This window comes from Planotetraspora mira (genome assembly GCF_016863275.1).
GTDB lineage: Bacteria > Actinomycetota > Actinomycetes > Streptosporangiales > Streptosporangiaceae > Planotetraspora > Planotetraspora mira.
On sequence record NZ_BOOO01000020.1, the window covers coordinates 63,906 to 89,673 of the forward strand.

The window sequence follows — 25,768 nt, forward strand, 5'->3', positions numbered from 1 at the left end:
CTTCCCGATTACTTAGGCTCGGTGACCCGTTCGAGCCAAATCTCCCGCCAGAATGGGACGAACTGGCGCGGGCAGTTCGATTTGTACACGCCGGAGCAGACGATGTCATCCAGAACGATACAAGGGTTCTTCATCTGCAACATCCGCCCGGTCTTCTCGTCCAGGAGGCGTTCGACACGTGTACGGACCCGCGCGGTACGGCCGCAGTAGCGGGCCATCTCCTCCTCGAAACCCATGCCCCGGTTCAACCGGTCGGCGTCGAGTGTGGCGATGATCTCTTCCTTGGACTTGATCCGGACCAGCTCGCCCGGCTGCAGGTCGAGGGACCCGGTCGGGGTCTTCGTGTTCGGCCCGGGGGCGACGAAACCCCACGTCATCCCGTTCCGGATCCAGAGCGCCTTCGGAAGCACGCGCTTGCTGAACTTCTGGAAGCGGGCGAACAGGCCGAAGAAGATGGTGCGGAACGTCAGGGACGGGCCCGCGTTGCCGACGCGTATGTCCGTGACGTACTGCCCGAGGTCCCGGAACGGCAGGCGCACCGGAGCGGCCCGGAGCAACTCGGTCGCCTGGCAGGAGTAGCGCTCCTCGCCGTCGTCCGCGGGCTCCTTGCGGGAGTTCACCTCGAGGAGGGGGAGCAGCCGGCCCGACGGGACACCGGAGGCGGGAGCGGGGGTCGCGTCGTCGACGCGCTTGATCCATTCCTCTTTCCAGTACATCAGGCAGGAGGTCTGGCATCCGCCGTGCGCGGCGCCGTCGCAGCGGGCGGTCAGGTGGACCGCGTTGTCCATCCGCCGCATGCCGGTGCCGGAGATCGTGTCACAGAGTTTGAAGGCGACCTTGTGGACCGTCAGCCTCTGGCCGCAGAACCTGGCCATCTCCGGCATGAACGGCAGGCCGTCCAGTTCGCCCTTCTCGTCGAGCGTGGCGAGGATCTCGTCCTCGCTGAGCACCTCGACCGTGTCGCCGACGCGTAAGCCTAATCGCGGCCGCGTGACTGTTTCGGACTGCGTCATCTCACCTATTCCTTCACCAAGCCGGCGCTGTGTAGAGCCTGAGCCGCGTCCGCCACCACAGTGAAGGGGAGTGTGGATCGTTCTGCGATGTCCAACAGGCTGTGTGACCCGTCTGAAAGGTTCAACACCCAGAGCATGGCCATTTGGATTTGTTGTGTGTCACTCCGCCCGCCCAAGGAGCCGTACAAGCCACGCTTGCCCAGCTGGGGCTCTCCGTAAGGGCTGGTGTTGTGGTACTTGCGGTTGCGCTCGAGGATCCCGACCGCGTCCCACAAGGTCTCAAGGGTGTCGGCCATCGCCTCCGGGGAGACGAAGTCCGGGTTGTCGGCCGAGGTGTGGTACTCGGGGTAGCCCGCGTACGGAGTCCTCGTCAACGAGCCCACGCCGAGGTTGAACCCCGGCGAGCCGTACTGACGCTCGTCGTAGCCGTACGGCGTGAAGTCCACGATGGTGTGCTCACGCCCGGAGAGCACGTACTGGAAGACGCGGTCGATCTCGGCGTCCCCCCGCCTGCTCCGCTTGTAGGTGAGCGCGCCGCGGTCACCCGCGCAGGCCAGCACGACGCCGTGCTTGACGCGGCCGACCCGCTCCCGGTTGAGCGCGAGCCAGGTGACCGCGCCGATCGTGCCGGGCGCGAACAAGAACCGGTAGGTGTACCAGGGGTTCTCGATGCGCTGGGCGAGTGCGGTCGCCACCGCGATCCCGGCGAGGTTGTCGTTGGCCAGCGAGGGGTGGCACACGTGACAGGAGATCAGCACCTCGTCCGTGACCTGCCCGGGGATCACGTGCTCGCCGTACGTGAGGTGGCCGGGGGCCAGGGTCGAGTCGATCCTCACCTCGTACTGCCCCTCGGGCAGTGCCCTCAGCGTGTTCTCCGGCAGGCAGAAGCCCCACGTCTCGGAGTAGTAGCTGGTCCGGTAAGGAGTCAGGTCGGGCTGGTCGGGCAGCGTGTGCAGATGCGGCCGCAGCTCCGCCAACGACATCGTGGCCGAGATCGGGGTGCTGTAGCCGAGCACATGGAGGTTGGACTCCGCGAAGTCGACGACCCGCCTGCCCGTGGCGTCCTTGATGTAGGCGTCACGGATGTTCCACTCCCGGGGAATGGTCCAGTCGAGCACTTCGGTCCCGGTGGGGACCTCCGTCACCTCAAGCGGGATCGACTCGCCGACGATGTCGAGCGTGCCCCGTACGCCGTCGCCGGTGATGCTCCGGCACAGCGGATAGAGACGCTCGACCAAGGCGTGCATCTCGTCCGGAGTCATGGGCGCAGCGTGGTGTCGATGGAGCCGGCCTCCCGGCGGTGGGACAGCCACGCGAGCCGGGTGAAACGGTCGCGGAACGCGTCCGCCGTCAGCTCGAACCGGCGGTAGGCGTCGATCAGTTCGACCGCGCCCGCCTTGACCGTCCAGCGGGCCTCGTAGGCCGGCATCGCCGCCCTGATCCTGCTGAAGTCCACCCGGTACGACCGGGGGTCGGCCCCCGCCTCACCGGTGATCACCAGCTCCGAGCCCGGGACCGCCTCGATCACCTCGGCCGCGATCTCGGCGACCGTGAGGTTGTTCTGCTCGGTGCCGACGTTGAACGCCCGTGCGTGGACGACCTCCCGCGGAGCGGCCAGGGCCTCGACGAAGGCGGTCGCGATGTCCTCGGCGTGCACCAGGGGCCGCCACGGCGTGCCGTCGGACAGCACCCGCACCTCGCCGGTCAGGAACGCGTGACCCACGAGGTTGTTCAGCACGATGTCGGCGCGCAGCCGCGGCGAGAACCCGAAGGCGGTCGCGTTGCGCAGGAAGACCGGTGTGAAGTCCTCATCGGCCAGGGCGACCAGGTCGTCCTCGACCCGCACCTTGGACTCGGCGTACGGCGTGACCGGCCGGAGCGGGGCGTCCTCGGTCAGCAGGTCGTCCCCGCCGGAGGCGCCGTACACCGAGCAGGTCGACGCGTACAGGAACCGCTTGACCCCGGCGTCCTTCGCGAGACGCGCGAGACGCGTGGAGGCGTGGTGGTTGATGTCGTAGGTCAGCTCCGGAGCCAGAGCCCCGAGCGGGTCGTTGGACAGCGCCGCGAGGTGCACGACGGCGTCGAACCCGGCGAGATGCTCCGGACCCACGTCGCGCAGGTCCACGGCGATCGTCTCGGGATCCGCGGGGGCGGGCCCCAGCAGGCAGGTGGCGAACATGCCCGAGTCGAGACCGACCAGGTCGTGGCCCGCCGCCGCGAGCACAGGGGCCATGACGCTGCCCAGGTAGCCCTGGTGCCCGGTCAGCAATACCCGCATTCAGTTCTCCAGATCCAGAGTGAGCTTGTTCACGTGGAACGCCTCGGCGTAACGCTCATGACATTCGATTCCCCGGATGCGCGCCAGCCCGAGAAAGGCTTCGCGGTCGTACCAGGGGCGGTGCCGCTGCGAAGAGTAGTGCTGCTGCAGCAGCGAAACCTTGGCCTCGGCGATCTCGGGGGTGAGCGGCTGGTAGACCGAAGGCGCCGCGAGGTCGCCGTCCCATTTGACGATCTCGTACCCCAGAGCGAGATGGTCGCGGAACGCCGTCGGCACCATCTTCGCGAGCCCGCGGTGGTCCTGGTGGGCGTCGCCGCGGAAGGGGGCGAACAGCAGGTCGGGCTCCGTCCGCGCGCGCAACTCCTCGACCGCCGCCTTCGCCTCGTCCCAGTACGCGGGCAAGCGTCCGTCAGGCATCTTGAGCACGGTGACGCGCAGGTCGGCACCGGGGCAGAAGGCCGCGAGCGCCGCGCGCTCCTCGTCCTCACGCTCGGTGCCGCCCCCGGAGAGCACCAGGGCGTCCACCTGGACGCCGGGGCGCGCGGAGCAGACGGTCAGCAGACTGCCGCCCGCTCCGATCGCCAGATCGTCGCAGTGCGCGGCGAGGGCCGCGATCCGCGTGACACCGGCCGCGGGGCGCAGACCTATCACGCCTGCTCCCACAACACCCAGGGGCGTTCGCCGCGCGAGTAGGCCTCGTCCAGCGCCACGCGCTCCTTGACCGTGTCGGTCGGACGCCAGTAGCCCCGGTACGGGTAGGCCAGCATCCGGCCGCGCTTGGCCAGCTCACCGCAGCCGTCGACGACGAGGTCGCCGTTCTCCGGGATGTGGTCGAAGACTTCCTGCCTGAGCACGAAGTAACCGCCGTTGACCCATAACGGCATGTCGCTGACCGGCGTGATCCCGTCGACCATGCCGGCCTCGCCGAGCTCGACGCAGTGGAAGCTCTCGGTGGGCGGCACGACCATCATGGAGGCGCCGGCGTCGCTCTTCTCGAAACGCTCGATGATCTCCGGCAGCGGAGCGTCGGTGAGGACGTCGGCGTAGTTGGCCAGGAACATCTCGTCACCGTCGAGGTGGTCGCGCACGCGGCGCAGCCGTTCTCCGATGGGCGAGTTGATGCCGGTGTTCACGAACGAGATGGACCACTCGGAGATGTCGGTCGACAGCAGCTCGACCTCGCCGTTGCGCAGCACGAAGTCGTTGGACGTCGTCTCCTCGTAGTTCAGGAAGAAGTCCTTGATGTGGTGTGCGCCGTACCCGAGGCAGAGGATGAAGTCGGTGTGCCCGAAGTGGGCGTAGTACCTCATCACGTGCCAGATCAGCGGCCGGGGGCCGACCAGGGCCATGGGCTTGGGGACGTCACCTGGAGTGCCCTCCCGCATCCGCATGCCATAGCCCCCGCAAAAGAGGACAACTTTCACGAGACAATCTCCAGGGTGGGGATCGGAAAGACCAACCGGCCTCCCCATTCACGGATGTAGGACAGTTGGTCCACGAGCTCGTCGCGCAGGTTCCACGGGAGAACGAGGACGTAGTCGGGCCGGTCCGCGCCGATCTGTTCCGGCGGCAGGATCGGGATGCGCATCCCGGGGGTGAACCTGCCGTGCTTGTAGGGGTTGCGATCCACGGTGTAGGCGAGCAGGTCGGGCCGTACGCCGCAGTGGTTGAGCAGCGTGTTGCCCTTCCCCGGAGCGCCGTACCCGACCACGGTCTTGCCTTCGGCGGCCGCGTCGACCAGGAACCTGAGCAGGTCGCGCCGGACGCCCGCCACCCGCTCGGCGAACTCGGTGTAACCCGACAGCTCGTGGAGACCCGCGGCCTTCTCGCGGTCGAGCACGTCGATGACACGCGGGCCGGGCTCCCCCGCGACCTCGGCGGGCTGGGCCCAGAGCCGGATCGAGCCGCCGTGCGTGGGCACCAGTTCGACGTCCACCAGGGCCAGTCCCCCGCTCGCCAGCGCGCGCTGCGCCGAGGCGACGGTGTAGTACTGGAAGTGCTCGTGGTAGATCGTGTCGTACTGGTTCAGCTCGATGAGCGTGAGCAGGTGCTGGACCTCGATCGACACCCAGCCGTCGTCGGCGACCAGGTTCCGCAGGCCCTGGGTGAACCCGATGACGTCGGGGATGTGCGCGTAGACGTTGTTGGCCACCACCAGGTCCGCGGGCCCGTGCTCGGCCCTCACGGAGGCGCCCGTCTCGGGGGAGAGGAAGTCGGTGCGGGTCGGCACGCCCTTGTCCACGGCGGCCTGGCCGACGTTGGCCGAGGGCTCGATGCCCAGGCAGCGGATTCCCCGCTCGACCACGTGCTGCAGGAGGTACCCGTCGTTGCTCGCGACCTCCACGACGAACGAGGGCCGCAGCCGCTCGACCGCGTCGGCCACGAACGTCCTCGCGTGCTCCACCCACGACGTCGAGTACGACGAGAAGTAGGCGTACTCCGTGAACGTGTCCTCAGGAGTGATCAGCGGCGGGATCTGCGCGAGCCAGCAACTCGTGCAGACCTGTAAGTGCAGAGGGTAGGTGATCTCTGGCTCTTCGAGCTGGTCAGCGGTGAGGAAGCGCTCACAAGGTGGCGTGGCTCCGAGATCGACGACACCGGCGAGGTCCGTCGAACCGCACAGTCGGCACTGCGTCATCAAGCTCCCCGATTCGGAGGTCCAAGTTACTTGCCGCATTCCAAGACGCGGCTGGGGCTGGATTGGTTGACGCGGACGATGCGACATTCCCCCCGCCCAGAATTGAACACCACCAACCGCATTTCTGGACCATCCTCGCAAGCGTAACAAGTTGCTGATCACGTGGCATGCTTCCCGCATGGACCCTCTGAGCATCGACGGACTGTGGGCGTACACGCCGCGAATCCACGGCGACACCCGTGGCGCCTTCCTCGAATCGTTCCGTGCGGCGGACCTCCACGACGCGGTGGGGCACCGGCTGGAGTTGGCCCAGGTCAACTGCTCGGTCTCGAAGCGGGGCGTCCTGCGCGGCATCCACTTCGCCGATGTGCCACCCGGCCAGGCCAAGTACGTGACGTGCGTCTCCGGCGCCATCCTCGACGTCGCGGTGGACCTGCGGGTCGGCTCGCCCACCTTCCTGCAGTGGGAGGCGGTGCGTCTGGACGACGAGTCACGGCGTGGGCTCTACCTGGCCGAGGGGCTCGGGCACGCGTTCCTCGCGCTCAGCGAGGAGGCGACCGTCGTGTACCTGTGCTCGACGCCGTACGCGCCGGGGCGCGAGCACGGAGTGCATCCGCTCGACCCGACGATCGCCGTCGAATGGCCGCTCGACGTCGAGCCCCTGCTGTCGGACAAGGACGCCGCCGCGCCGTCGGTCAAGGAGGCGCAGGACGCCGGGTTGCTCCCGGACTACGCCGCCTGCCAGGCGTACTACGCGTCGCTCACCTAGGCCTCGGGCGAGGCTCGGGACAGAGCCTCGGACGCGGCTCGGACAGACGCCTCGGCCGGAAGCGGCCGGATGGGGCTCAGCCGGCGCTCAGATGGGGCCACGCGGCGCGCAGGGCCTCTCTCCAGTCACGGAGGGGGGCCACCCCCGCGGCGGCCCACCGATCGTGGCCCAGGACGCTGTTGGCGGGCCGCGCGGCCGGACGCGGGAACCCCGCCGCCGAGAGGGGCAGCACCCTGTCGGGGTCCGCGCCGAGCAACGTGAAGACCTCGCGCGCGAAGCCGTGCCAACTCGTCCGGCCCGCGCTGGTGCCGTGGTACACACCCGGCGGGGCATCGGCCCGGGCGAGCCGCACGATCTGCGCCGACAGGTCGGCGGTCCACGTCGGCTGCCCGACCTGGTCGTCCACCACGGACACGGTGTCCCGTTCCGTCGCCAGACGCATCATCGTCTTGACGAAGTTGGGCCCGTGCGCGCCGTACAGCCACGCCGTGCGGACCACCTGACCGCCGTGCGCCAGCGCGGCCTGCTCCCCCGCCAGCTTGGTCCGCCCGTAGGCGTTGATCGGGCTCGTCGGGGCGTCCTCCGTGTACGGCTCCGGCGAGGAGCCGTCGAACACGTAATCCGTCGAGATCTGGATGAGCCGTTCACCGCATGCCTCGGCGAGCGTCCGCACGGCGTGGCCGTTGAGCGCGAGAGCCTCGCCCTCGCGCGCCTCGGCGTCGTCCACCGCCGTCCAGGCCGCGCAGTTGACCACGACGTCCGGTTTCACCTCCCGCACCGTCGTCACGACCGCGTCCGCGTCGAGCAGGTCGAGGTCGTGACGGGTCAGCGCGACCGTTTCCTCGCCCTCACGTGTGAGAAGGGCGACGAGGTCCGTGCCGAGCATCCCGCCCGCTCCCGTCACCAGCCATCTGGTCATGACGCCTCCGTGGTCGCTCGATGTCGGTCAGTGGACGCCGGTCACTGGGCGTCCGACCGCAGCGGCTTCCACCACGACGGGTTGTCGACGTACCACTGGACGGTCTCCGAGATGCCCTCGTCGAAGCTCATCCGGGGCGCGTAACCGAGGGCGCGCAACTTGCCGTCGTCCAGCGAGTACCGCCGGTCGTGCCCCTTGCGGTCGGCGACGCGCTCGACCTGGTCGAAGGAGGCGTCGAGTTCGTCGAGCAGGCGCTGGGTGAGCTCCAGGTTGGTCAGCTCGGCCGTGCCCGCGATGTGGTAGACCTCACCGGGCTCGCCCACCTCGGCCACGAGTTGGATGCCGCGGCAGTGGTCGTCCACGTGCACCCAGTCCCGGATGTTGCCGCCGTCGCCGTAGAGCGGGACGGACTTCCCGGTGAGCAGGTTGGTGATGAACAGCGGGATGACCTTCTCGGGGAACTGGTAGGGCCCGTAGTTGTTGCCGCACCGGGTGATCGAGACGGGCAGGCCGTGGGTCACCGCGTACGCGCGGGCGATGAGGTCGGCGCCCGCCTTGGACGCCGAATACGGCGAACGCGGCGCCAGCGGCGCGCTCTCGTCCCAGGACCCGGTCTCGATCGAGCCGTAGACCTCGTCGGTCGAGACTTGGACGACCCGGCTCACCTTGGCCGCCAGACAGGCCTCCATGAGCGTCTGCGTCCCCAGGACGTTCGTACGGACGAAGTCCGCCGCGCCGTCGATCGAGCGGTCCACGTGGGATTCGGCGGCGAAGTGCACGACCACGTCGTGGCCGGGGACGATCTCGGCGAGCAGGCCGGCGTCGCACACGTCGCCGTGGACGAACTCGTACCCGCCCTCGACGGAGGCGAGGTTGCTCAGATTGCCCGCGTAGGTCAACCGGTCGAGAACCGTCACCGACGCCCCGGCGAAGGCCGGGTAGCCGCCGGTGAGAACCGTACGGACGTAGTGCGAGCCGATGAATCCGGCACCACCGGTGACGAGAAGCTTCACAAGGGATCCAACCTGTCGACTTAGACCTCGGATTTGATTGTGCCGCATGTCCCCCCCGGACATGCCCAACGGATATAGCGACTCCTCATTCGTGGAATCGGTTGGCGTCACGGCAGGCCAAAAGTGGACAGGACAGGAAATGTCGGCAAGATTGATGCGCGACTGTTACCACAGCCGTCACAATGGCCAATGGCACCAACGGGTCGGGTTGGGAAACGGTCCGACAGAGCGACAACGAACCGGGCGCGCACGCGCGGAGGTCCCAGACATGGCCCACTCGCACTTCCCCCGTCACGATTTCGGGGAGGACCGCTCACCGCGCCGCCGCGCCCGAGTGATCACGGCATGTGTGCTCGCCGCCGTGCTCGCCGGGGCCGCGTCGTACGCGGTGTGGCTCACCGCGACGGGCTCCGGGGAGCCCGCGACGGCGAAGAAGGGGCCCACCGTCGCGAACGGATCCGTGGTGGCGGCGCCGGTGGTGACGCCCAAGATGAAGGAGGTCAGCTTCTGGAAGCCGGCCACCAAGGTGAAGGTGCAGCGCCACTCCGACAACGTCCCCCTGGAACTGGGCACCCGTTTCACCGTCTCACGCAACGGCTGGGTGGCGGGGATCCGCTTCTACAAGGCGTCAGGTGAGACGGGGCGGCACACCGGCAGCCTCTGGGACTCGGACGGCAACCAACTGGCGAAGGTCACCTTCGCGGAGGAGACGGCCACGGGCTGGCAGGAGGCCCACTTCGACGAGCCGGCCATGGTGGCGGCGGACCATGTGTACACCGTCTCCTACCACAGCGAGAACGGCGTCTACGTGGGCAAGCCGCGTGCCACCTCGCTGCGGTCCGGCCCGCTGATGTCGGAGGCCGCCAAGACCGGCGTCTACCGCTACGGCAAGGGCGGCGGCTTCCCGACGAAGTGGAACCCGAAGAACTACAACTACTACGTCGACGTCATCTACCGATGGCTCGACGGCGGCCCCGAGCCCACTCCGACACCCGCCAAGCCGACGCCCACGCCCAGCAAGACGCCCTCCAAGTCTCCGACGCCGAAGCCGAAGCCGCCCGTCGTGGCGAGGACCGGAAACTGCCCGGCCTTCCCGACGCCCAGTTGCACGGGCGTGCCCGCCGGCAAGAAGTTGCGAGCCCTCGCGTCGAACATGTCCGGCGACACCTACCGCGTCACCAAGGCCGGGACCGTCCTCGACGGCGTCCACGTCTCCGGGACCCTGCTCATCACGGCCGCGAACGTCACGGTCAGGAACAGCCTGATCGACGGCGACGTGAAGAACGAGTACGACCGGAAGATCTACCCGTTCACCATCTCGGACTCCACGATCGGCCCGGAGAGCGGCTGCGACAGCACACCGGGACTCTGGAACGCCGAGTTCACGGCCACTGGCGTGCACATCCGCAACCACGTCGACGGCGTCAGCGTCTCGGGCGACAACGTCAAGGTCAGGGACTCCTTCATCATCCTGTGCTCCCACTCGGGCGACCACTCCGACGGCATCCAGACGGTCGGGCGCGGTGACGGCCTGATCTTCGATCACAACACCGTCGACCAGAGCGACGCCCCCGACCACACGGCGCCGGTCTTCCTGGTGGACCCCAGCACGGGCGTGTCCGTCACCAACAACCTGCTGATCGGCGGCACCTACACGATCCGGTTGCGGGCCTCGGAGGGCACCGTCGCCAAGAACAACCTGGTGGCCAACAAGTCCTGGGACTACGGACCGAGCGACTCCGACTGCGGGACCACCGACTGGTCCGGTAACAAACTGGTCACCGTCAACAGCCAATACCGGGTCACCTCCACAGTCGGCTCACTGGCCTGCGAAGGCTGACCCGGGCGCGTAATCCGGTGATCCCGCGGGCGCGTCCTATCGGCTGTCGGTGACTAGCATGCAACGCGGCATGCGAGACGAGGGAGAACTTTCACCATGACCACAGTCCTTTCGAACAGTGGCGTTGACGACGAGACACGGCGGGGCCTCATCTACAAGGGCGACGTGTTCGTCTATCCGGCTTCGGCCTCCTCGACGGAGCTGATCGGTTTCGCCCGCGAGCTGATCGAGGAGGCGTTCGGCGGCCGGGACCCGGAGACGGCCCAGTTCGAAATGCCCGTGGAGGAGTTCGCAGCCCTGCTCTCGCAGCTCAAGCCCCGCTTCATCCACCACCCGCAGTGCAAGAAGCTGCTCCCCCTGGTCATGGAGGAGCTCGGCTGCGAACTGGACCGCACCTACTTCGACGTGCCCCGGCTGCGGACCTCCACCTCCAACGACTACCTCACCTCGGGGATCTCCTACGCCTTCCATCCGCACCGCGACTGCTGGTACTCCGCCCCGTTCAACCAGATCAACTGGTGGATCCCGATCTACCCGGTCGTCGCGGACAACGTGATGGCCTTCCACCCGAAGTACTTCGACCGTCCCGTCGCCAACGGCAGCGCGCGCTACGACTACGCCGAGTGGAACCGCTCCTCGAGGGCCACGGCCGCACAGCACATCCACAACGACACCCGGGACCAGCCGAAGCCGGAGGAAGAGGTCGAGCTCGACCCGCAGGTTCGCGTGGTGCCGGAGGCCGGCGGCATGATGTTGTTCTCCGGCGCCCAGCTCCACTCGACGGTGCCGAACACCTCGGGACGCACCCGCTTCAGCATCGACTTCCGCACCGTCAACATCGACGACGTGCGGGCACGTCGCGCGGCGGCCAACGTGGACGCCAGGTGCACGGGCACGACCCTGCGTGACTTCAAGCGCTCGACCGACCTGGCCGAGATGCCCGAGGACCTGGCGCTCGAGTACGAGGCCGAGGCGGCGGAGGCGGCCTCCCGCTGAGGCGCGTCAGCCCTCAGGAACTGATCTGCACCTTGCTGTGGTCCCCCAGCACCAGACGATGCGCCTTGGGCGTTCTGGGCGCTGGGGTGACCTCCACGTCATGGCCGATCAGCGAGGCCTCGATCCTGTGGACCCCGTCGATCGACGAGCGGGCGAGCAGGATCGAGTACTCGATCTCGCTGCGACTGATGCGGCAGTCCCGCGCCACTGACGTGAACGGCCCGATGTAGGAGTCCGTGACGACGGCTCCCGCACCGATGACCACCGGGCCGACGATCCGGGAACCGTGCACGGACGCGCCCGCCTCGACGACCACCCGGCCGATGAGCTCGGAGTCCTGGACGTCTCCGTCCAGGCGCGGCTCCAGCGACTCCAGCACGAGCCGGTTGACCTCGAGCATGTCGGCGACGTTGCCCGTGTCCTTCCAGTAACCGGAGATCAGCGCCGGCTGCACGTCGTGCCCCGCGTCGATCAGCGCCTGGATCGCGTCGGTGATCTCGAGTTCTCCCCGCCACGACGGCTTCAGCGCGGCGACGGCCTCGTGGACGGCGCGGGTGAACAGGTAGACGCCCACCAGGGCCAGGTCGCTCTTGGGCTCGCGCGGCTTCTCCTCCAGGCCCACGACGCGGCCGCCGTCGTCGAGTTCCGCCACGCCGAACTGCCGCGGGTCCGCGACCCTCGTCAGCATGATCTGCGCGCTCGGGCGTTCCGCGCGGAAGCGCTCGACCAGTCCGTCGATCCCCCCGACGATGAAGTTGTCCCCGAGGTACATCACGAAGTCGTCCTCGCCCAGGTATTCGCGGGCGATGAGCACGGCGTGCGCCAGCCCGAGCGGCGCCGTCTGCCGGAGGTAGGTCACCTGGAGGCCGAACGCGGAGCCGTCACCGACGGCGGCCTCGATCTCGGCCTGCGTGTCCCCCACCACGATGCCGACGTCCTTGATCCCGGCCGAGGCGATGGCCTCGAGGCCGTAGAACAGGACCGGCTTGTTGGCGACCGGTACCAATTGCTTCGCCTGGGTGTGGGTGATGGGCCTGAGCCGGGTGCCTGATCCACCGGCCAGGACGAGCGCCTTCAACTCAGTAAGCCCCTTCTCCACGCGTGACCGCCGACCAGGTCTTCCATAAGACCTGGAGATCCAACATAAGGGACCAATTCTCTACATAACGCAGGTCGAGCCGGACCGACTCCTCCCACGACAGGTCGGACCTGCCGCTCACCTGCCACAACCCCGTCATCCCGGGCTTCACCACCAGGCGGCGGCGGACGTCGGCGCCGTACTTGGCGACCTCGACGGGAAGCGGCGGGCGGGGGCCGACGAGCGACATCTCCCCGCGCACCACGTTGAGAAGCTGCGGAAGCTCGTCGAGGGAGTAGCGCCGGAGGAGGCCGCCCACCTTGGTGATCCGTGGATCGTTCCTCATCTTGAAGAGCACGCCGTTCGAGTCGTTCTCGTGAAGAAGAACGCCCTTGAGACGTTCCGCGTCGGCGACCATCGTCCGGAACTTCAGGACCTGGAACTCACGGCCGTGGCGTCCCACCCTGGTCTGCCGGAACAACGCCTTCCCGGGGCTCGTCGTCCGGATGACGACGGCGATGACCAGCATGGGAACGGCCAGGATCAGCAGCGCCACCGAGGCCACGAACTTGTCGAACGCACTCTTGACGGCTTGCCGGATGCCGTTGATGTCGGGATGTTCCACGTGCAGCAGCGGCATGCCCGCGACGGGCCGCACGCTGATCCGGGGGCCGGCGACGTCCATGAGCGCGGGAGCGACGAACAGGTCGGCGCCCCGGGACTCGATTCCCCAGGCGAGACGGCGCAGGGAGGTGCCGTCCAGTTCCGGGCACGCGAGCACCGCGACCGTGTCGGCCGCGACCATGTCGACGATCGCGGGCACGTCGCCGAAGTCGCCGAGCACCGGCACACCGTCGACGTCGAGCACCTGCTCGCCGTCCGCCCCGTACGGCAGGCACGCGGCCACCACCCGCATGCCGTGGTACGGCTGCCGCCTGAACTGCATCACGAGGTCGATGACGGACGCCCGATGGCCGACGGCCACCACGCGCCGCATGTACTCGCCGTTGGTCCGGGCGCGGTGCAACCGCTTGCGCATGTGATGCCGGAACAACAGCGTGAAGAAGATGGCGAGCGGCAACATCGCCATGACATAGCTTCTGGCGATCATCGTCTGCGTCGCGTACGCGCCGATGGCGACCGCGGCGATCAGTCCCACACCGCCCTCGGTGACGGCGCGGAACTCCGCGGTGCCCTCCCCATGGGCACGCTTGCGGTATCCGCCGGCCATCGCCATGATCAAGGGCCAGATCGCCGTGAGGGCCAGCCCGAAGTAGAGATCGTAGAGAGGGATGAAGGCCCCGACCTTCAACCGGGTCAGCTCGACCACGGAGAAGGCGATGACTGCCGAAAGCAGGTCGCCTGCTACCAGGACCTTCCGGTATGAAGTGGTCCACACGCTGGGCGAAGACCGCACAACGACGTCCATGGGAACCACCGGCGGTTCGGGTAGCCCCGCACGAGCTTCCATCTCACCACGCCCTTAGTCGCTGGAGTGTGCAGGAGATTGACGCATAAAGCATCCCAACGGTTCACAAGGAACTCAGGCGTTCCAGGGCCGGGTACCCAGATCGATACTAAAGAGCGACCGGACGGGATGGAACGATGATCACTGTCCACAATCGGCCGCGGTGAAGCAGCCGATATGGCTTGACGGAACGGTCCAACAGTGCCCCATTAGCCAGAAATACCGTCGTAGTTCACGCGTCCGGAAATGCCATCGAAGATGCATCGATCAGGAGGAGTGACCGGAAGTGGTCCGTGGACGCCCGCCTCAGCACGGAGGATCGCCCGCCGAGAGCCTTCGAACCGAAGGCGAACAGAACTAGATTCTCGATATGTCCGTACGCATCGACCGGCGCGGTCCGGTGACGACCGTGATCCTGAACAGGCCAGACGTCCGCAACGCGGTCGACCGGGCCACGGCGACCGCCCTCGCCGACGCGTTCCGCGCGTTCGAGGCCGACGAGAGCGCGTCCGTCGCCGTGTTGTGGGGCGACGGAGGCACGTTCTGTTCGGGCGCCGACCTCCACGCGGTGGGCACCGAGCGCGGCAACCGGGTCGAGACGGCCGGGGACGGCCCCATGGGCCCCACCCGGATGCGCCTGTCCAAGCCCGTCATCGCCGCGGTGGAGGGCTTCGCCGTCGCGGGAGGTCTGGAACTGGCCCTGTGGTGCGACCTCCGCGTGGCGGCCGACGACGCGACGTTCGGCGTCTTCTGCCGCAGATGGGGCGTCCCGCTGATCGACGGCGGCACGGTACGGCTGCCGCGCCTCATCGGATCGGGACGGGCGCTCGACCTGATCCTCACGGGCCGTGCCGTACCGGCCGGGGAGGCGCTGGACATCGGCCTGGTCAACCGCCTGGTCCCGGCGGGCACCGCACGCGAGGCCGCGGAGGCGCTGGCCGCGCAACTCGCCGCGCTTCCCCAGGCGTGCCTGCGCGAGGACCGCCTCGCGGCGCTGGAGCAGGAGGGGTTGCCGGAGGATGAGGCCATGGCCGTCGAGTTCCGGCACGGACTCGTGTCGTTGGACGCCATGCGGGCGGAAGGTCTGGCGGGGGTGGAGCGGTTCCGCACCGGAGCGGGCCGGCACGGCGCCTGACGGAGAAGCGGGCGCCTGACAGAGAAGGCGGTCTCAGTCGTATTCGAGATCGGGTAACGGCGAAGGCGGATCGGGACTACGCCATACGACGACATATCCGTCGTCGGCCGTCTCCACGGCCATGTTCAGCCGTTCGAGGTCGAAGTCGGGCAGGTATCTCAGCCGCGCAAGGAAGCCGGCGTCAGTCGCCGACCGGGGGACGACACAGCCTTCTCCGTCGCGGTCGAGAAGGACGATGAGCACGTCGGGCCGCCCCTCGCCCGCTGCCAGCCCGCCGACCCGGACCTCCACGACGTCCTCCCATGCGAGGGCCTCGACGCTGCCGTCGGAATAGTGACGGGTGACGCCCTCTTCGGTGACGTAGACATAGGAATCCGGCACTGCGTTGCCGTGCATGGGCGCGATTGTGACGACTGGGGGGCGCTCCGTGCAAGAGACGTCAGAATTCGCGCCACCGCAGATGGTCCCTGACCGCCCGCCGGGCGGCGTCTACGGGACCTCGCGCGATCATCTGCAACAACTCGCGGTGCTCGGCCACCAATTCGAGACGGTCCCCGTACACGTCACGCAACCGCACGAGACCGAGACGCGTCTCCGCCGCGAGCGAGCCGTAGAGACGGTCCAGGCGCGGGCTGCCGACGGCCGCGATCAGCGCCTCGTGCAGTGCCATGTGCTCGGCCACCACCGCGGCCCACGGAGCGCCGGTGGGCAGGTCGCTGAGCCGGTCCAGCGCGGTCTCCGCCCCGGGAGTGCGGCGGCCCGCGAGCGCCTGCGCCATCAGTTCCTCGAGCGGGAGCCGGACGTACATCAGGTCGGCGAGGTCGTCGGCCGTGACCTCGGGGACGTACGCGCTGCGGTTGCGCTCGCGCCGCAGCAGCCCTTCGTGGACGAGGACGGCGAGCGCCTCCCGCACCGTCGGCCGGGCGACGCCGTACCGGGCGGACAACTCCTGCTCGGGCAGCGCCTCCCCCGGCCCGATGTCCCCGGAGAGCACGCGCTCCCGCAGGGCCGCGGCGAGCGCCTCTACGGTGGAGACGGGCCTGAGCGTGGTCACGGCACCGAGCCTAGATGTGCGGGCACCCGCTCCGCGGGGCCGGAGACGGCTCCGCCGGGAAGGGCGACGACGGCGAGGCTCAGGCCGAGCAGCGCGAGGCCGCCCCAGGAGAGCGGGGACAGGTGCTCGTGCAGCACCACCAGTCCGAGCAGCGCGGCCACCGCGGGCTCCGCGAGGGCGAGGGTCGCCGCGGTCGCCACCGGGGTCGTCCGCAGGCCCCTGCCGTAGAGGAGATAGGCGAGGGCCGTCGTCGCGCAGCCGAGATAAAGCGTGGCGAGCAGGCCGCGCGGGTGCGCCAGCCAGCCGGCGCCGGTCACGAGCAGGACGGGCAGCATGATGACGGCTGCTCCGCCGAACATGACGCCCATGACGATCGCGGACTCCGTGCCGCGTCCGATCGCCTGGGAGGCGACGACCGCGTAGAAGGCGTAGAGCAGGCCGCCGAGCAGGGCGAGGGCGATCCCCCAGGGGTCGGCCCCGCCCGTCACACCGCCGGAGACGCCTCCCCAGACCAGGACGGCGCAGCCGGCGATGGCCGCGGCGGTGGCGAAGATCCAGCGGCGGCTCGGCGGCTCACGGCCGATGAGCCAGGACAGGAGCCCTGTGAACACCGGCCCGCTGCCGATGGCCACCACCGTGCCGATGGCCACACCGGTGCGCTGGACGGCGGCGAAGAAGCACAACTGGTAGCCCGCGACCGCCCCGGCCGCCAGGACCTGCCCCCAGGGCACCCGACCCTTCCCTCGTGCTGTGACCTGGTGATTCGCGCGTCGCGACCGCATGAGGGCGGCGACCGAGGCGAGCACCGCTCCTCCGAGGACCAGCCGTGCCGCCGCTAGGGGCACAGGGTCGGCGGCGGCCACGGCGCCCGCCGTGCCCGCCGTGCCCCACAGGACCGCCGCGGCCACGACGACGAGAGGACCCGATCGCAGTGCCATGCAGAGATTGTCTGACAACTAGACAGATGCTGGCAAGGGTCCGGGGCCACCCAGAAACTCAATCGGAGAAATAGGGAAATAACCCCCGAGAAGGGACGGGAAGTGCCGCGATAAAACCGGGAAACGTATTACACCGGACCGCCCGCATGGGAAGACCGCGCCACACTTCCTCCACAGGCTCCCCGACCATGATCACAGAGGCCAATGCGCCCTTGTGAAATGTCAGAACTTGTTAGGACAAATACTTGGTTTCCCTGCTCACCCATTGCTAGGGTTTCGCCACTATTGACACATGTGTCTTCGGAACGGGCGGGGCTCATGGCTGGACGGAAACGTTCCATTCGTTTCAAGATTTTCGCAATCCTGCTGGTTCCGTTGACCGCCCTCGCGGTGATCTGGGGGTTCGCCGCCACTCTCACCGTCCAGAGCGGACTCGAGCTGCTCAAGATCCAGACGGTGTACGACAACGTCGTGGTGCCCACACGCGCGCTCCTGGGCGAGATACAGCAGGAACGCCTGCTGTCCGCCGCCTATCTCGGCAGGAAGTCGTCCACGCACGACGACCTCGAGGCGCAGCGCAAGCGCACGGACGCCTCGCTCGAGGAACTGGTCCGCGTCTCGCAGAAGGCTCGGGACGAGACGCCGCCGGCCATGGGGGAGCGCATCCAGGAGCTCATCGACCAGACCCGCAAGCTCGACGGCCTCCGCGGGCGCGTCGACGGCCACGGCCTGTCGCGCCTGGAGGCCATCGAGGACTACAGCGCCGTCGCGGAGGTCGGCTTCCAGGCCTACGACCGCCTGATGATCTCCCCTGACATGGACCTCATCGAGCAGACCAAGGCCATCATCCTGATCGGCCGCAGCCGCGAGGTCATGAGCCAGGAGTCCGCGCTGATCACGGGCGTGCTCGCCATCGGCAGGATCTCGCCCGACGAGCGCGACGCCTTTTCCAAGATGGTCGGCCAGCGCCGTCTCCTCTACCAGCTCGGCACCAGCCAGCTCGACTCCGAGCTGATCAAGGGGTTCGCGGCGGTGAACGCCTCGCCCGCCTACGCCTCGTTCATGTCCATGGAGAACGAGATCATGGTCGGCGTGCAGACCAACACGCGGCTGCCCCGTGATGCGAGCACCTGGCACACCACCGCGGAAGGACTGGTCGGCACCTTCTCGCAGATCAGCGGCGACGGCAGCAAGGCGATCGCGGACCGCGCCCTCCCCCTGGCCAAGGGCGTGCTCTACCGCATCGGCGTCGCCGGAGCCCTCGGCCTGATCGCGGTGATCGCCACTCTGTTCATCTCCGTCAGGTTCGCCCGCGGCCTCGCCACCGAGCTCATCGCTCTTCAGCGGGCCGCGCTCGAACTGGCCGACCGGCGCCTGCCCGCCATCGTCCAGCGCCTGCGCCGCGGCGAGGACGTCGACGTGGCCGCGGAGACGCCTCCGCTGGTCACCCCGGGGGACACGGCCGAGGTCGTCAAGGTGGGGGCCGCCTTCACCTCGGTGCAGCACACCGCCGTGGAGGCCGCGGTCGGTCAGGCGGAGCTCCGCAAGGGCGTCGGCAACGTGTTCCTCAACCTGGCCCGTCGCAGCCAGTCGCTCCTGCAGCGCCAGCTGGCCCTGCTCGACGGGCTCGAACAGCAGGTCGCCGACCCCGACATGATGGAGAAGCTCTTCGCGGTCGACCACCTGACCACCCGCATGCGCCGCCATGCGGAAGGCCTGATCATCTTGTCCGGCGCACACCCCGGCCGCGGGTGGCGCAACCCCGTCAGCCTCTTCGACGTGGCCCGCGCCGCCGTGGAGGAGGTCGAGGACTACCTGCGGGTGAGCGTGGTCGTGCCCCAGGGCCCTGCGGTCATCGGCGGCAGCGTCACCGACCTGGTCCACCTCCTGGCCGAACTGGTGGAGAACGCCACGATCTTCTCGCCGCCGCACACCCAGGTCATCGTCCGGGGCGAGGTGGTGGCCCGCGGATTCGCGGTGGAGATCGAGGACCGCGGTCTCGGCATCAGCCCGGAGGAGTTGGCGCAGCTCAACGAGCGGCTGGCCGACCCACCGGAGTTCGACCTGGCCGACAGCGACAGGCTGGGCCTGTTCGTGGTGGGACTGCTCGCCCGGCGCCACGGCGTCCGCGTTTCCCTCCGGACCTCGCCGTACGGCGGGACCAGCGCGGTCGTGCTCCTGCCCAAGGAGATCGTGGTGGAGAACGCCGGCGACGACCACTCCGTCGAGCGGCTGATCCCGCCGCGGCCGCCGGTCCCGCCGGTGCTCGCGCTCACGCCGCCGGCCCCCGACACCGCCGCGGACCATGACGAGGACTCCCTGCCCAAGCGCGTACGGCAGGCCAATCTGGCACCCCAGCTCCGCGAGGAACCTCGCGACGTCTTCAGCTCCTTCCAAGCCGGCTGGCAGCGCGCCCAGGAGGAGTCATGACAGAGCAGGAGTTCGGCCCCCTCCTACGGCCCTACACGCTGACGCGGGGCCGGACCCGGCCCAGCGGCCCGGACCTCGACCTGATGACCATGATCAGAACGGCTCCGTCCGCCCACACACGGGCGGCGGGGCTGCCTCCCGAGCACCTGCGGATCCTCCAGATGTGCCTGGCACCCGCCTCGGTCGCCGACATCGCGTCGGACATGGGCATGTCGCTCAACGTCATGCGCATCCTCCTCGGCGACCTGCGCGAACAGGGCCTCATCACGGCCCGGCCGCAGGCGACCGTCGCTCAGCTTCCCGAGGAGCGCCTCCTGCGTGAGGTCATCCAGGGGCTCCAGGCGCTCTGACCCTCCGTCACGCTCTGACCGTCACGATCGTGAGCCTTCGTCACGACCCCCGGGCGAAGGACTCGATCAGCATGCCGACGTGTGCCCTGGCCGGGGCCGTCAGCTCCTCGGCATATCGATCGAGCACGACGACGAACCGCTCCACGTCGGAGGTCGCCGCCGGGGGAAGCGCCAGTTGGACCGCCTCGCCGTCCAGCACCATGTCACCCTCGATCGTGAACCGGTCCTCCTCCATCCCGGCGCGGATCTCGAAGACGAGTTCGTGACCGGGCAACGCCAGTTCAAGGCCGAGCCGTACGGTGTGGCCGCCCAGATCCGAGACGGGCGTCCAGCGGACGTGGGGGAAGTGGTCCTGGAAGACGGCGCGGCCCGTCTCCGTGAATAGCGCCGCCGTACGCAGCAGAGCTCGCAGAAGTCCGGCGGCGCCCTGACTGTTGGCGTCCACTCCGGCAGGTTAGATCACTTGGAGGCGGTGGTCGGACGAATCATCGATGTGACGGGGCTTCCTCCCTCGTCGTGCGTCATCCGAAGGCGTAACACTCCACCTCGGCGCGGCGGAAGGTGAGGCCTCCCCCCACGGATTCGCTCACGCAGGCCTGCTCTCGCGGGCTGAGGGTCAGCTCGCCGCAGACCGACACGCTGGAGTAGGTGCGGCAGTCGAGATCGGGGTTACGTGCGCCGATGCGATAGTTCCGCTTGACGTCCGTCCGGCATTGGGCCCGTGCGCCGGCCGTGTCCCCGAAGCGGCACTGTCCGAGCAGGATGTGGTACTGCGCGCTGCTGACCTCTTCTTGTTGGCGGCCGTCCGCCCGGTGCCGGCCATCCGCGTATGCGGCGGCGACCGCTCCGAGCATGGTCATCGCAGCGAGCACGGCGACAGCGACGATCTTCTTCATGGCGTCCCCCCCACGAGGAGACGTACCCGCCACATAGAAATCCCGACCCTTTGTCACTTTCCGGATATATCCGGCTTTAGTCCATCGGGACGGGTCGAGGCTCACGAGCGGCACGGACGTCGTAGGCGTCGCGGGAGGAACGTCGTACGCGTCGCGGGAGGAGTCGTCCCGCGAGCACGACTTGACTTCAACTTAAGTTGAAGTTGCAGACTGCGATCCCGACACCCGATCGGCCGGAGGGGATCACGTGCGTGCGGTGTGGTTGAAGGAATTCGGGGGACCCGAGGTTCTGGTCGCGTCCGACACGCCCGACCCCGTGGCAGGTCCGGGACAGGCACTCGTCGAGGTGGCGTTCGCCAACATCACCTTCGTCGAGACCCAGTTCCGCGCGGGCGGTTTCGGGCCGTTCAAGGCGGACCTCCCGATGATCCCGGGCAACGGCGTCGGCGGCGTGGTCGTCTCCGTGGGCGACGGCGCCGACGACCGCCTGGTCGGCAGGAGGGTGGTCAGCGGCACCGGCGGCTCGGGGGGCTATGCCGAGCTCGCCGCGGTGGACGCCGCCGGGCTGATCGAGGTGCCGGACGGCGTGGGCCTCGACAGCGCGGTAGCGCTGCTGGCCGACGGCCGTACGGCGATGTGGCTCCTCCGGACGGCGGCGTTGCGCCCCGGGGAACGTGTGCTGGTCGAGGCGGCGGCAGGTGGCGTGGGCAGCCTGCTGGTGCAGCTCGCACGTGCCGCCGAGGCGACCGTCGTCGCGGCGGCCGGCGGCGCCCACAAGGCCGGTGTGGCCCGTGACCTGGGCGCCGACACGGCCGTGGACTACCTGCTGCCGGACTGGACGGACCGGGTGCGCTCAGCCGGGGGCGGGGTCGGCGTCGTCTTCGACGGGGTCGGGGGCGCGATCGGGCGGTCGGCGTTCGACCTGCTCGACCGCGGCGGCCGGATGCTGAGTTTCGGCATGGCGAGCGGCCAATGGGCCGGCGTCTCGGAGGAGGAAGCGGCTGATCGCGACGCGACCCTCCTCCGAGGCGCCCAACTCACGCCCGAGGCGTCGCGGGCGTTCACCGCGGACGCGCTGGCGGAGGCGGCGGCGGGGCGGTTGCGGCCGCTGATCGGGCAGCGCTTCCCCCTGGAGCGGGCGGCCGACGCCCATGCCGCCATCCAGTCCCGGGCGACCGTGGGCAAGACCCTGCTGGTGACGGGGCGATCCCCGGCGGCCGGAAATCCCTTGGACGTTTCATGAGGCCCACTGTCAGCCTGGGGACGTGACGAATACATGGACATTTGACGAACTCGTGGCCGACGCCGAGTCCGTCCCGGTCGAGGGCTGGGACTTCTCCTGGCTGAACGGCCGTGCGACGGAGGAGCGCCCGTCGTGGCGTTACTCGCGGCTCATCGCGGAGCGGATGCCCCATGCCTCGGCCGCGCTTGACATCCAGACAGGGGGTGGTGAGGTGCTCGCGGGCGTGCCGTGGCTCCCCGCCCTGACGGTGGCGACCGAGTCGTGGCCGCCGAACATCGTGCGCGCCAGCCAGCGGCTGCGCCCGCGCGGCGTCGCCGTCATCGCCGACGACGACGAGCCTCGCCTCCCGTTCGGCGACGGCGTCTTCGACCTGGTGATCAGCCGACATCCGGTGGTCACCTGGTGGAACGAGATCGCCCGCGTCCTGCGACCCGGCGGAACCTATCTGTCGCAACAGGTGGGGCCGCGGAGTGTCGTGGAGCTCACGGAGGTCTTCCTCGGCCCCCAGCGGCCGAACTCGCATCGCGACCCCGAGGTGGCCAGGCAGGAGGCCGAGGCGGCCGGCCTCGAGGTCGTCGACCTCCGCATGGAGAGCCTGCGCACCGTGTTCCACGACGTCGGCGCGGTGATCTACTTCCTGCGGAAGGTCATCTGGATCGTCCCCGGCTTCACCGTCGACCGTTACCGCGCGGAGCTGAAGGTCCTGCACGACCGGATCCAGGCCGAGGGGCCGTTCGTCGCCCACGCGACGCGCTTCCTCATCGAGGCCCGCAAGCCGGCCTGACACGCTCGAGACAAGAGGGCGGCCGCGAGGAATTCAGCCGCCCTCGGTGCAGTGGGTTCTTGTCGTGGCCGGTCGGTAGCCTGCCCGGCATGAACCACGAGATCGTGATCGAGACCTGGCGCCGGCTGCTGGATCCCGCCAAGTCGTGGGTGCTGTTCACACATGGAACCTGCGTGATCCTCATGGAGCCCACCGGCGACCTGGCCCAGCAGGCGACCACCATCCTCCGGGAGTACGGCCCCGTCCACGTGGGCAGTCCGGCCGGGGACTTCAACGTCATCACACTCGACGACGTCCCCGGCTGGGCGGTGACCGGCCATCATCCCGACGTCCTCACCTACGTCGCGCCCGACGAGCTGGAGGAGCACGGGAATCTGCACGTCGGCCTGTTCGGCCGGGCCAAGCGCGATCGCGACGGGTGTGAGCCCGCCGTCGTCCATGTGGAGGACATGCGCCCGGGTTGACCGTCTGCTTGTGGGACGGTTCAGCCGAGCGGCGCGGACACCTGGTCGTCCCAGGAGATCCGGTAGTCGCGGATCCACGCCATCAGGTCTCTCTTCTCGATCTGCCGCATGATCAGCGGCATGCCCAGGTCCCGGACGAACGCGCCGAAGGCGCCCGGGGCCTTGCCGCTCCCGTTGCGCCTGCCCTGCTTCACGACGCGTTCCACCCGCCCTCGCCGTAACCGTTCGTAGGCGGCGAAGGCGTCGCGAGTGCCGGGGACGTCGCGCAGACACGTTGCCAGCACGACCGCGTCCTCGATCGCCATGGACGCCCCCTGGCCGGCCGAGGGCGAGGTCGCGTGCGCGGCGTCTCCCACGATCACCATGTGCTCGTTGAACCACTTCGGGACGCTCGGGAAGTCGTAGGTGTTCCATCCGGGGATGATGTGGTCGGTCGCACGGATTATGTCGATCATGGGCCCGGCGTCGTCCCGGAACAGCTCCAGCAACTCGGCCCGCCACCGGCCGGGGGTGATGGCCGCGAGTTCCTCCGGGGTCGGCTCCTTGGGGCTCGGCGGATTGGCGAACCACCAGACCTCGCCGTTCGGGTGGATCAGGTAGCCGAAGAAGCACCTCTTCCCGAAGATGAAGTAGCTCGTGCCGGGCTCGCCGGGCACCGTGACTCCGCGCGCGAACCCGCCCGTGTTGAGCAGGCCGACGTGACGGGCGCGCGGCGCCCCGGGGTCGATGATCGTGCGCGTGCGGGAGCGCAGCCCGTCGGCCCCGACCAGCAGGTCGCCCTCCGCCGAGGTGCCGTCGGCGAAGTCCGCCCGCATCCGTCCCCCGCTGATCGAGGCATCGGCGAGGCGCCTGCCGTAATGGATGTGTGCGCCGCGCCGGACGGCCTCGTCGCGCAGCACCCGGTAGAGGTCGGCGCGCTTCAGGGTCCTGCTGGGCTGGTTCAGCGTCGCCAGTTGCCTGCCCCGCCCGTTGCTCATGCGCATCAGCGACGAGTCCATGCCCAGGTCGCACACGAGGTCGTGCAGGTCGAGGACGCGCAGGGCCTCCAGACCGTTGACCGCGAGCGTGAGGAAGGCGCCCACGCCCTCCGATCCGCGGTCGTAGGCCTCGAAGACCTCGCTGTCGATTCCGGCGCGTTGGAGCGCGATGGCGGTGATCGGCCCGGCGATGCCCCCGCCGATGATCAGAGCTTGCTTAGTCATGTATTGACTATACATATTATGACTAAGATCCGACAACCCCTTATGCTGGACGGCATGTCGACGCGGCGATCTCCCCTGGCCATGGCCTTGCTCTCCCTGGCCGGCGAGGCGCCGATGCACGCGTATCGGATGCAGCAGCTGATCAAGGAACGGCACAAGGACGACGTGGTCAACGTCGCGCAGCGCAACAGCGTGTACCAGACCATCGAACGGCTGCTGCGCGACGGGCTCATCGCGGTGCTGGAGACCTCCCGCGAGGAGAACCGGCCGGAGCGGACCGTCTACGAACTCACGGACGAGGGCCGCGAGACGTTGCGGCAGTGGATGCGGACGATGCTGTCCACTCCGTCTCGCGAGTTCCCCGAGTTCCCCGCGGCGCTGGCCTTCCTCCCCGTGCTGGAGCCGGAAGACGCCAGGGCGGCGCTGGAGACGAGGGTCGCCGCGCTGGAGACTCGAGGGGCCGCCCTGCAGACCGAACTGGCCGACGGGACGAAGTTCCTGCCCCGCATCTTCCTCGTCGAGTCCGAATACCAACTGGCCGCGGTCACGGCCGAACTCGAGTACGTCCGGGGACTCGTGGAGGATCTCCACACCGACGCGATCACGTGGGACTACCGCTTGTAGCGGCCGGAATCAGCGAACGACCCTGTAGTAGAGGTGCGTGACGCGGTCGCCTTCGATGATCCGCGGATTGTCGAGCTTCACGGGGGCGCCGGTGAGGTTGTCGAAGAAGCGGATCCCCTCGCCGAGGAGCACGGGCACCAGGTCCACCCTGATCTCGTCGACCAGGCCGGCATTGATCGCCTGTTGCGCGATGTTCGGCCCGGCCACGCCGACGGCCTTGTCGCCCGCCACGGCCGAGGCCTGCGCGATGGCGCTTTCGACTCCGTCGGTGACGAAGGTGAAGGGCGCGTCCTCGCGGGGCCAGCCCTCGGGGACGGAGTGGGTGACCACGAAGACCGGCGCGTCCAACGGGTGGCCGCCACCCCAGCCGCCGGTGTGGTCGAACAGCCTCCGTCCGACGACCAGGGCGGCCGTGCCGTCGATCATTTCCCGGACATGGTCCGCGCTCGCCTCCGAGACCAGAAACGCGGCCGGGCCTCCGGTACCGGGCGTCTCGACGCGCACCGGGCCGTTGGAATACCAGTCGAACAGGTGCTCCACGCCGTCGGTGGGACTCGCGACGAAGCCGTCCAGGGACATGGAGAGCTGCGTGATGACCTTTCCCATCATTACCTCACTGTTCAATCGGAGCGGGCC

27 protein-coding genes are annotated in these 25,768 nt (G+C 68.8%); 10 read left to right on the plus strand and 17 right to left on the minus strand.

What is annotated here, in order from left to right:
* Positions 1 to 8: 8 nt before the first annotated feature.
* The 6 genes from Pmi06nite_RS19870 to Pmi06nite_RS19895 are packed head-to-tail and all read right to left on the minus strand — an operon-like array spanning position 9 to position 5,929.
* A complete protein-coding gene (locus Pmi06nite_RS19870) occupies positions 9 to 1,013 on the minus strand; it encodes a hypothetical protein (RefSeq protein WP_203954556.1) in 1,005 nt (334 codons plus the stop codon).
* A gap of 5 nt (positions 1,014 to 1,018) precedes the next feature.
* The gene (locus Pmi06nite_RS19875; RefSeq protein WP_203954557.1) at positions 1,019 to 2,275 is read right to left on the minus strand and encodes a DUF4910 domain-containing protein; all 1,257 of its coding nucleotides are present in this window, start codon (positions 2,273 to 2,275) and stop codon (positions 1,019 to 1,021) included.
* Positions 2,272 to 3,291: an NAD-dependent epimerase/dehydratase family protein gene (locus Pmi06nite_RS19880; protein ID WP_203954558.1), complete on the minus strand. Its 1,020-nt coding sequence runs from the start codon at positions 3,289 to 3,291 to the stop codon at positions 2,272 to 2,274. Before Pmi06nite_RS19880 ends, Pmi06nite_RS19875 begins: the two co-directional genes overlap by 4 nt.
* Complete coding sequence (locus tag Pmi06nite_RS19885; protein ID WP_203954559.1) at positions 3,292 to 3,942, minus strand: PIG-L deacetylase family protein; 651 nt, start codon at positions 3,940 to 3,942, stop codon at positions 3,292 to 3,294.
* Positions 3,939 to 4,763: a sugar phosphate nucleotidyltransferase gene (locus Pmi06nite_RS19890; protein WP_373317316.1), complete on the minus strand. Its 825-nt coding sequence runs from the start codon at positions 4,761 to 4,763 to the stop codon at positions 3,939 to 3,941. Before Pmi06nite_RS19890 ends, Pmi06nite_RS19885 begins: the two co-directional genes overlap by 4 nt.
* The gene (locus Pmi06nite_RS19895) at positions 4,712 to 5,929 is read right to left on the minus strand and encodes a class I SAM-dependent methyltransferase (RefSeq protein ID WP_203954561.1); all 1,218 of its coding nucleotides are present in this window, start codon (positions 5,927 to 5,929) and stop codon (positions 4,712 to 4,714) included. The genes Pmi06nite_RS19890 and Pmi06nite_RS19895 overlap by 52 nt, the downstream gene beginning before the upstream one ends.
* Before the next feature lie 178 nt (positions 5,930 to 6,107).
* Between Pmi06nite_RS19895 and rfbC the strand changes: the two genes are divergently transcribed.
* Positions 6,108 to 6,698, plus strand: coding sequence for a dTDP-4-dehydrorhamnose 3,5-epimerase (rfbC, locus tag Pmi06nite_RS19900; RefSeq protein WP_203954562.1), 591 nt, complete (start codon positions 6,108 to 6,110; stop codon positions 6,696 to 6,698).
* A 76-nt stretch (positions 6,699 to 6,774) separates the two neighbouring features.
* On the opposite strand, the gene rfbD is transcribed toward rfbC, so the two are convergent.
* A complete protein-coding gene (gene rfbD, locus Pmi06nite_RS19905) occupies positions 6,775 to 7,617 on the minus strand; it encodes a dTDP-4-dehydrorhamnose reductase (RefSeq protein WP_203954563.1) in 843 nt (280 codons plus the stop codon).
* A 41-nt stretch (positions 7,618 to 7,658) separates the two neighbouring features.
* Positions 7,659 to 8,630, minus strand: coding sequence for a dTDP-glucose 4,6-dehydratase (gene rfbB / locus Pmi06nite_RS19910; protein WP_203954564.1), 972 nt, complete (start codon positions 8,628 to 8,630; stop codon positions 7,659 to 7,661).
* Between the two features lie 268 nt (positions 8,631 to 8,898).
* Here rfbB and Pmi06nite_RS19915 point away from each other — a divergent pair, with 268 nt between their 5' ends.
* Together Pmi06nite_RS19915 and Pmi06nite_RS19920 are read left to right on the plus strand one after the other, a co-directional pair.
* Positions 8,899 to 10,470 (plus strand): DUF4082 domain-containing protein, encoded by a 1,572-nt coding sequence (locus tag Pmi06nite_RS19915; RefSeq protein ID WP_203954565.1) that lies wholly within the window; start codon positions 8,899 to 8,901, stop codon positions 10,468 to 10,470.
* 96 nt (positions 10,471 to 10,566) lie between these two features.
* Entirely contained in the window at positions 10,567 to 11,466 is a 900-nt protein-coding gene (locus tag Pmi06nite_RS19920; protein ID WP_203954566.1) for a phytanoyl-CoA dioxygenase family protein, read from the plus strand.
* A gap of 13 nt (positions 11,467 to 11,479) precedes the next feature.
* Here the strand turns inward: Pmi06nite_RS19920 and Pmi06nite_RS19925 are convergent, their stop codons facing one another.
* Both Pmi06nite_RS19925 and Pmi06nite_RS19930 read right to left on the minus strand, forming a co-directional pair.
* Positions 11,480 to 12,544 (minus strand): glucose-1-phosphate thymidylyltransferase, encoded by a 1,065-nt coding sequence (locus Pmi06nite_RS19925; RefSeq protein ID WP_203954567.1) that lies wholly within the window; start codon positions 12,542 to 12,544, stop codon positions 11,480 to 11,482.
* Position 12,545: 1 nt separating this feature from the next.
* Entirely contained in the window at positions 12,546 to 13,973 is a 1,428-nt protein-coding gene (locus tag Pmi06nite_RS19930) for a sugar transferase (protein WP_203954568.1), read from the minus strand.
* Positions 13,974 to 14,382: 409 nt separating this feature from the next.
* Between Pmi06nite_RS19930 and Pmi06nite_RS19935 the strand changes: the two genes are divergently transcribed.
* On the plus strand, positions 14,383 to 15,147 hold the full coding sequence (locus Pmi06nite_RS19935) for a crotonase/enoyl-CoA hydratase family protein (RefSeq protein ID WP_203954569.1): 765 nt from the start codon (positions 14,383 to 14,385) through the stop codon (positions 15,145 to 15,147).
* 33 nt (positions 15,148 to 15,180) lie between these two features.
* Here the strand turns inward: Pmi06nite_RS19935 and Pmi06nite_RS19940 are convergent, their stop codons facing one another.
* From Pmi06nite_RS19940 to Pmi06nite_RS19950, 3 genes are read right to left on the minus strand one after another with little or no spacing between them, the layout of a single operon-like run.
* Positions 15,181 to 15,543 (minus strand): hypothetical protein, encoded by a 363-nt coding sequence (locus tag Pmi06nite_RS19940; protein WP_203954570.1) that lies wholly within the window; start codon positions 15,541 to 15,543, stop codon positions 15,181 to 15,183.
* A gap of 43 nt (positions 15,544 to 15,586) precedes the next feature.
* Complete coding sequence (locus Pmi06nite_RS19945) at positions 15,587 to 16,201, minus strand: GntR family transcriptional regulator (RefSeq protein ID WP_203954571.1); 615 nt, start codon at positions 16,199 to 16,201, stop codon at positions 15,587 to 15,589.
* Positions 16,198 to 17,139 carry a DMT family transporter gene (locus Pmi06nite_RS19950; RefSeq protein ID WP_203954572.1) on the minus strand — a complete coding sequence of 314 codons (942 nt, stop codon included), beginning with the start codon at positions 17,137 to 17,139 and terminating at the stop codon, positions 16,198 to 16,200. The genes Pmi06nite_RS19945 and Pmi06nite_RS19950 overlap by 4 nt, the downstream gene beginning before the upstream one ends.
* Positions 17,140 to 17,514: 375 nt before the next feature.
* Here Pmi06nite_RS19950 and Pmi06nite_RS19955 point away from each other — a divergent pair, with 375 nt between their 5' ends.
* A complete protein-coding gene (locus tag Pmi06nite_RS19955; protein ID WP_203954573.1) occupies positions 17,515 to 19,569 on the plus strand; it encodes a sensor histidine kinase in 2,055 nt (684 codons plus the stop codon).
* A complete protein-coding gene (locus tag Pmi06nite_RS19960; protein ID WP_203954574.1) occupies positions 19,566 to 19,919 on the plus strand; it encodes a DUF742 domain-containing protein in 354 nt (117 codons plus the stop codon). Before Pmi06nite_RS19955 ends, Pmi06nite_RS19960 begins: the two co-directional genes overlap by 4 nt.
* A 40-nt stretch (positions 19,920 to 19,959) precedes the next feature.
* Here Pmi06nite_RS19960 and Pmi06nite_RS19965 read toward each other — a convergent pair whose 3' ends face one another.
* Together Pmi06nite_RS19965 and Pmi06nite_RS19970 are read right to left on the minus strand one after the other, a co-directional pair.
* Complete coding sequence (locus tag Pmi06nite_RS19965; protein ID WP_203954575.1) at positions 19,960 to 20,364, minus strand: hypothetical protein; 405 nt, start codon at positions 20,362 to 20,364, stop codon at positions 19,960 to 19,962.
* A 76-nt stretch (positions 20,365 to 20,440) separates the two neighbouring features.
* Positions 20,441 to 20,815, minus strand: coding sequence for a hypothetical protein (locus tag Pmi06nite_RS19970; protein ID WP_239114046.1), 375 nt, complete (start codon positions 20,813 to 20,815; stop codon positions 20,441 to 20,443).
* Between the two features lie 256 nt (positions 20,816 to 21,071).
* On the opposite strand from Pmi06nite_RS19970, the gene Pmi06nite_RS19975 reads away from it, so the two are divergent.
* The 3 genes from Pmi06nite_RS19975 to Pmi06nite_RS19985 all read left to right on the plus strand — a co-directional run bounded on the left by Pmi06nite_RS19975 (position 21,072) and on the right by Pmi06nite_RS19985 (position 23,306).
* Positions 21,072 to 22,058, plus strand: coding sequence for a zinc-binding dehydrogenase (locus Pmi06nite_RS19975; RefSeq protein WP_308442515.1), 987 nt, complete (start codon positions 21,072 to 21,074; stop codon positions 22,056 to 22,058).
* Between the two features lie 22 nt (positions 22,059 to 22,080).
* On the plus strand, positions 22,081 to 22,842 hold the full coding sequence (locus Pmi06nite_RS19980; RefSeq protein ID WP_203954577.1) for a class I SAM-dependent methyltransferase: 762 nt from the start codon (positions 22,081 to 22,083) through the stop codon (positions 22,840 to 22,842).
* An 89-nt stretch (positions 22,843 to 22,931) separates the two neighbouring features.
* Complete coding sequence (locus Pmi06nite_RS19985) at positions 22,932 to 23,306, plus strand: hypothetical protein (RefSeq protein ID WP_203954578.1); 375 nt, start codon at positions 22,932 to 22,934, stop codon at positions 23,304 to 23,306.
* Positions 23,307 to 23,326: 20 nt separating this feature from the next.
* Here the strand turns inward: Pmi06nite_RS19985 and Pmi06nite_RS19990 are convergent, their stop codons facing one another.
* Complete coding sequence (locus tag Pmi06nite_RS19990; protein ID WP_203954579.1) at positions 23,327 to 24,508, minus strand: FAD-dependent oxidoreductase; 1,182 nt, start codon at positions 24,506 to 24,508, stop codon at positions 23,327 to 23,329.
* A 54-nt stretch (positions 24,509 to 24,562) separates the two neighbouring features.
* On the opposite strand from Pmi06nite_RS19990, the gene Pmi06nite_RS19995 reads away from it, so the two are divergent.
* Entirely contained in the window at positions 24,563 to 25,132 is a 570-nt protein-coding gene (locus Pmi06nite_RS19995; RefSeq protein WP_239114047.1) for a PadR family transcriptional regulator, read from the plus strand.
* Between the two features lie 9 nt (positions 25,133 to 25,141).
* On the opposite strand, the gene Pmi06nite_RS20000 is transcribed toward Pmi06nite_RS19995, so the two are convergent.
* Positions 25,142 to 25,741, minus strand: a complete 600-nt coding sequence (locus Pmi06nite_RS20000; RefSeq protein WP_239114048.1) for a dihydrofolate reductase family protein — start codon at positions 25,739 to 25,741, stop codon at positions 25,142 to 25,144.
* Positions 25,742 to 25,768 lie beyond the last annotated feature (27 nt).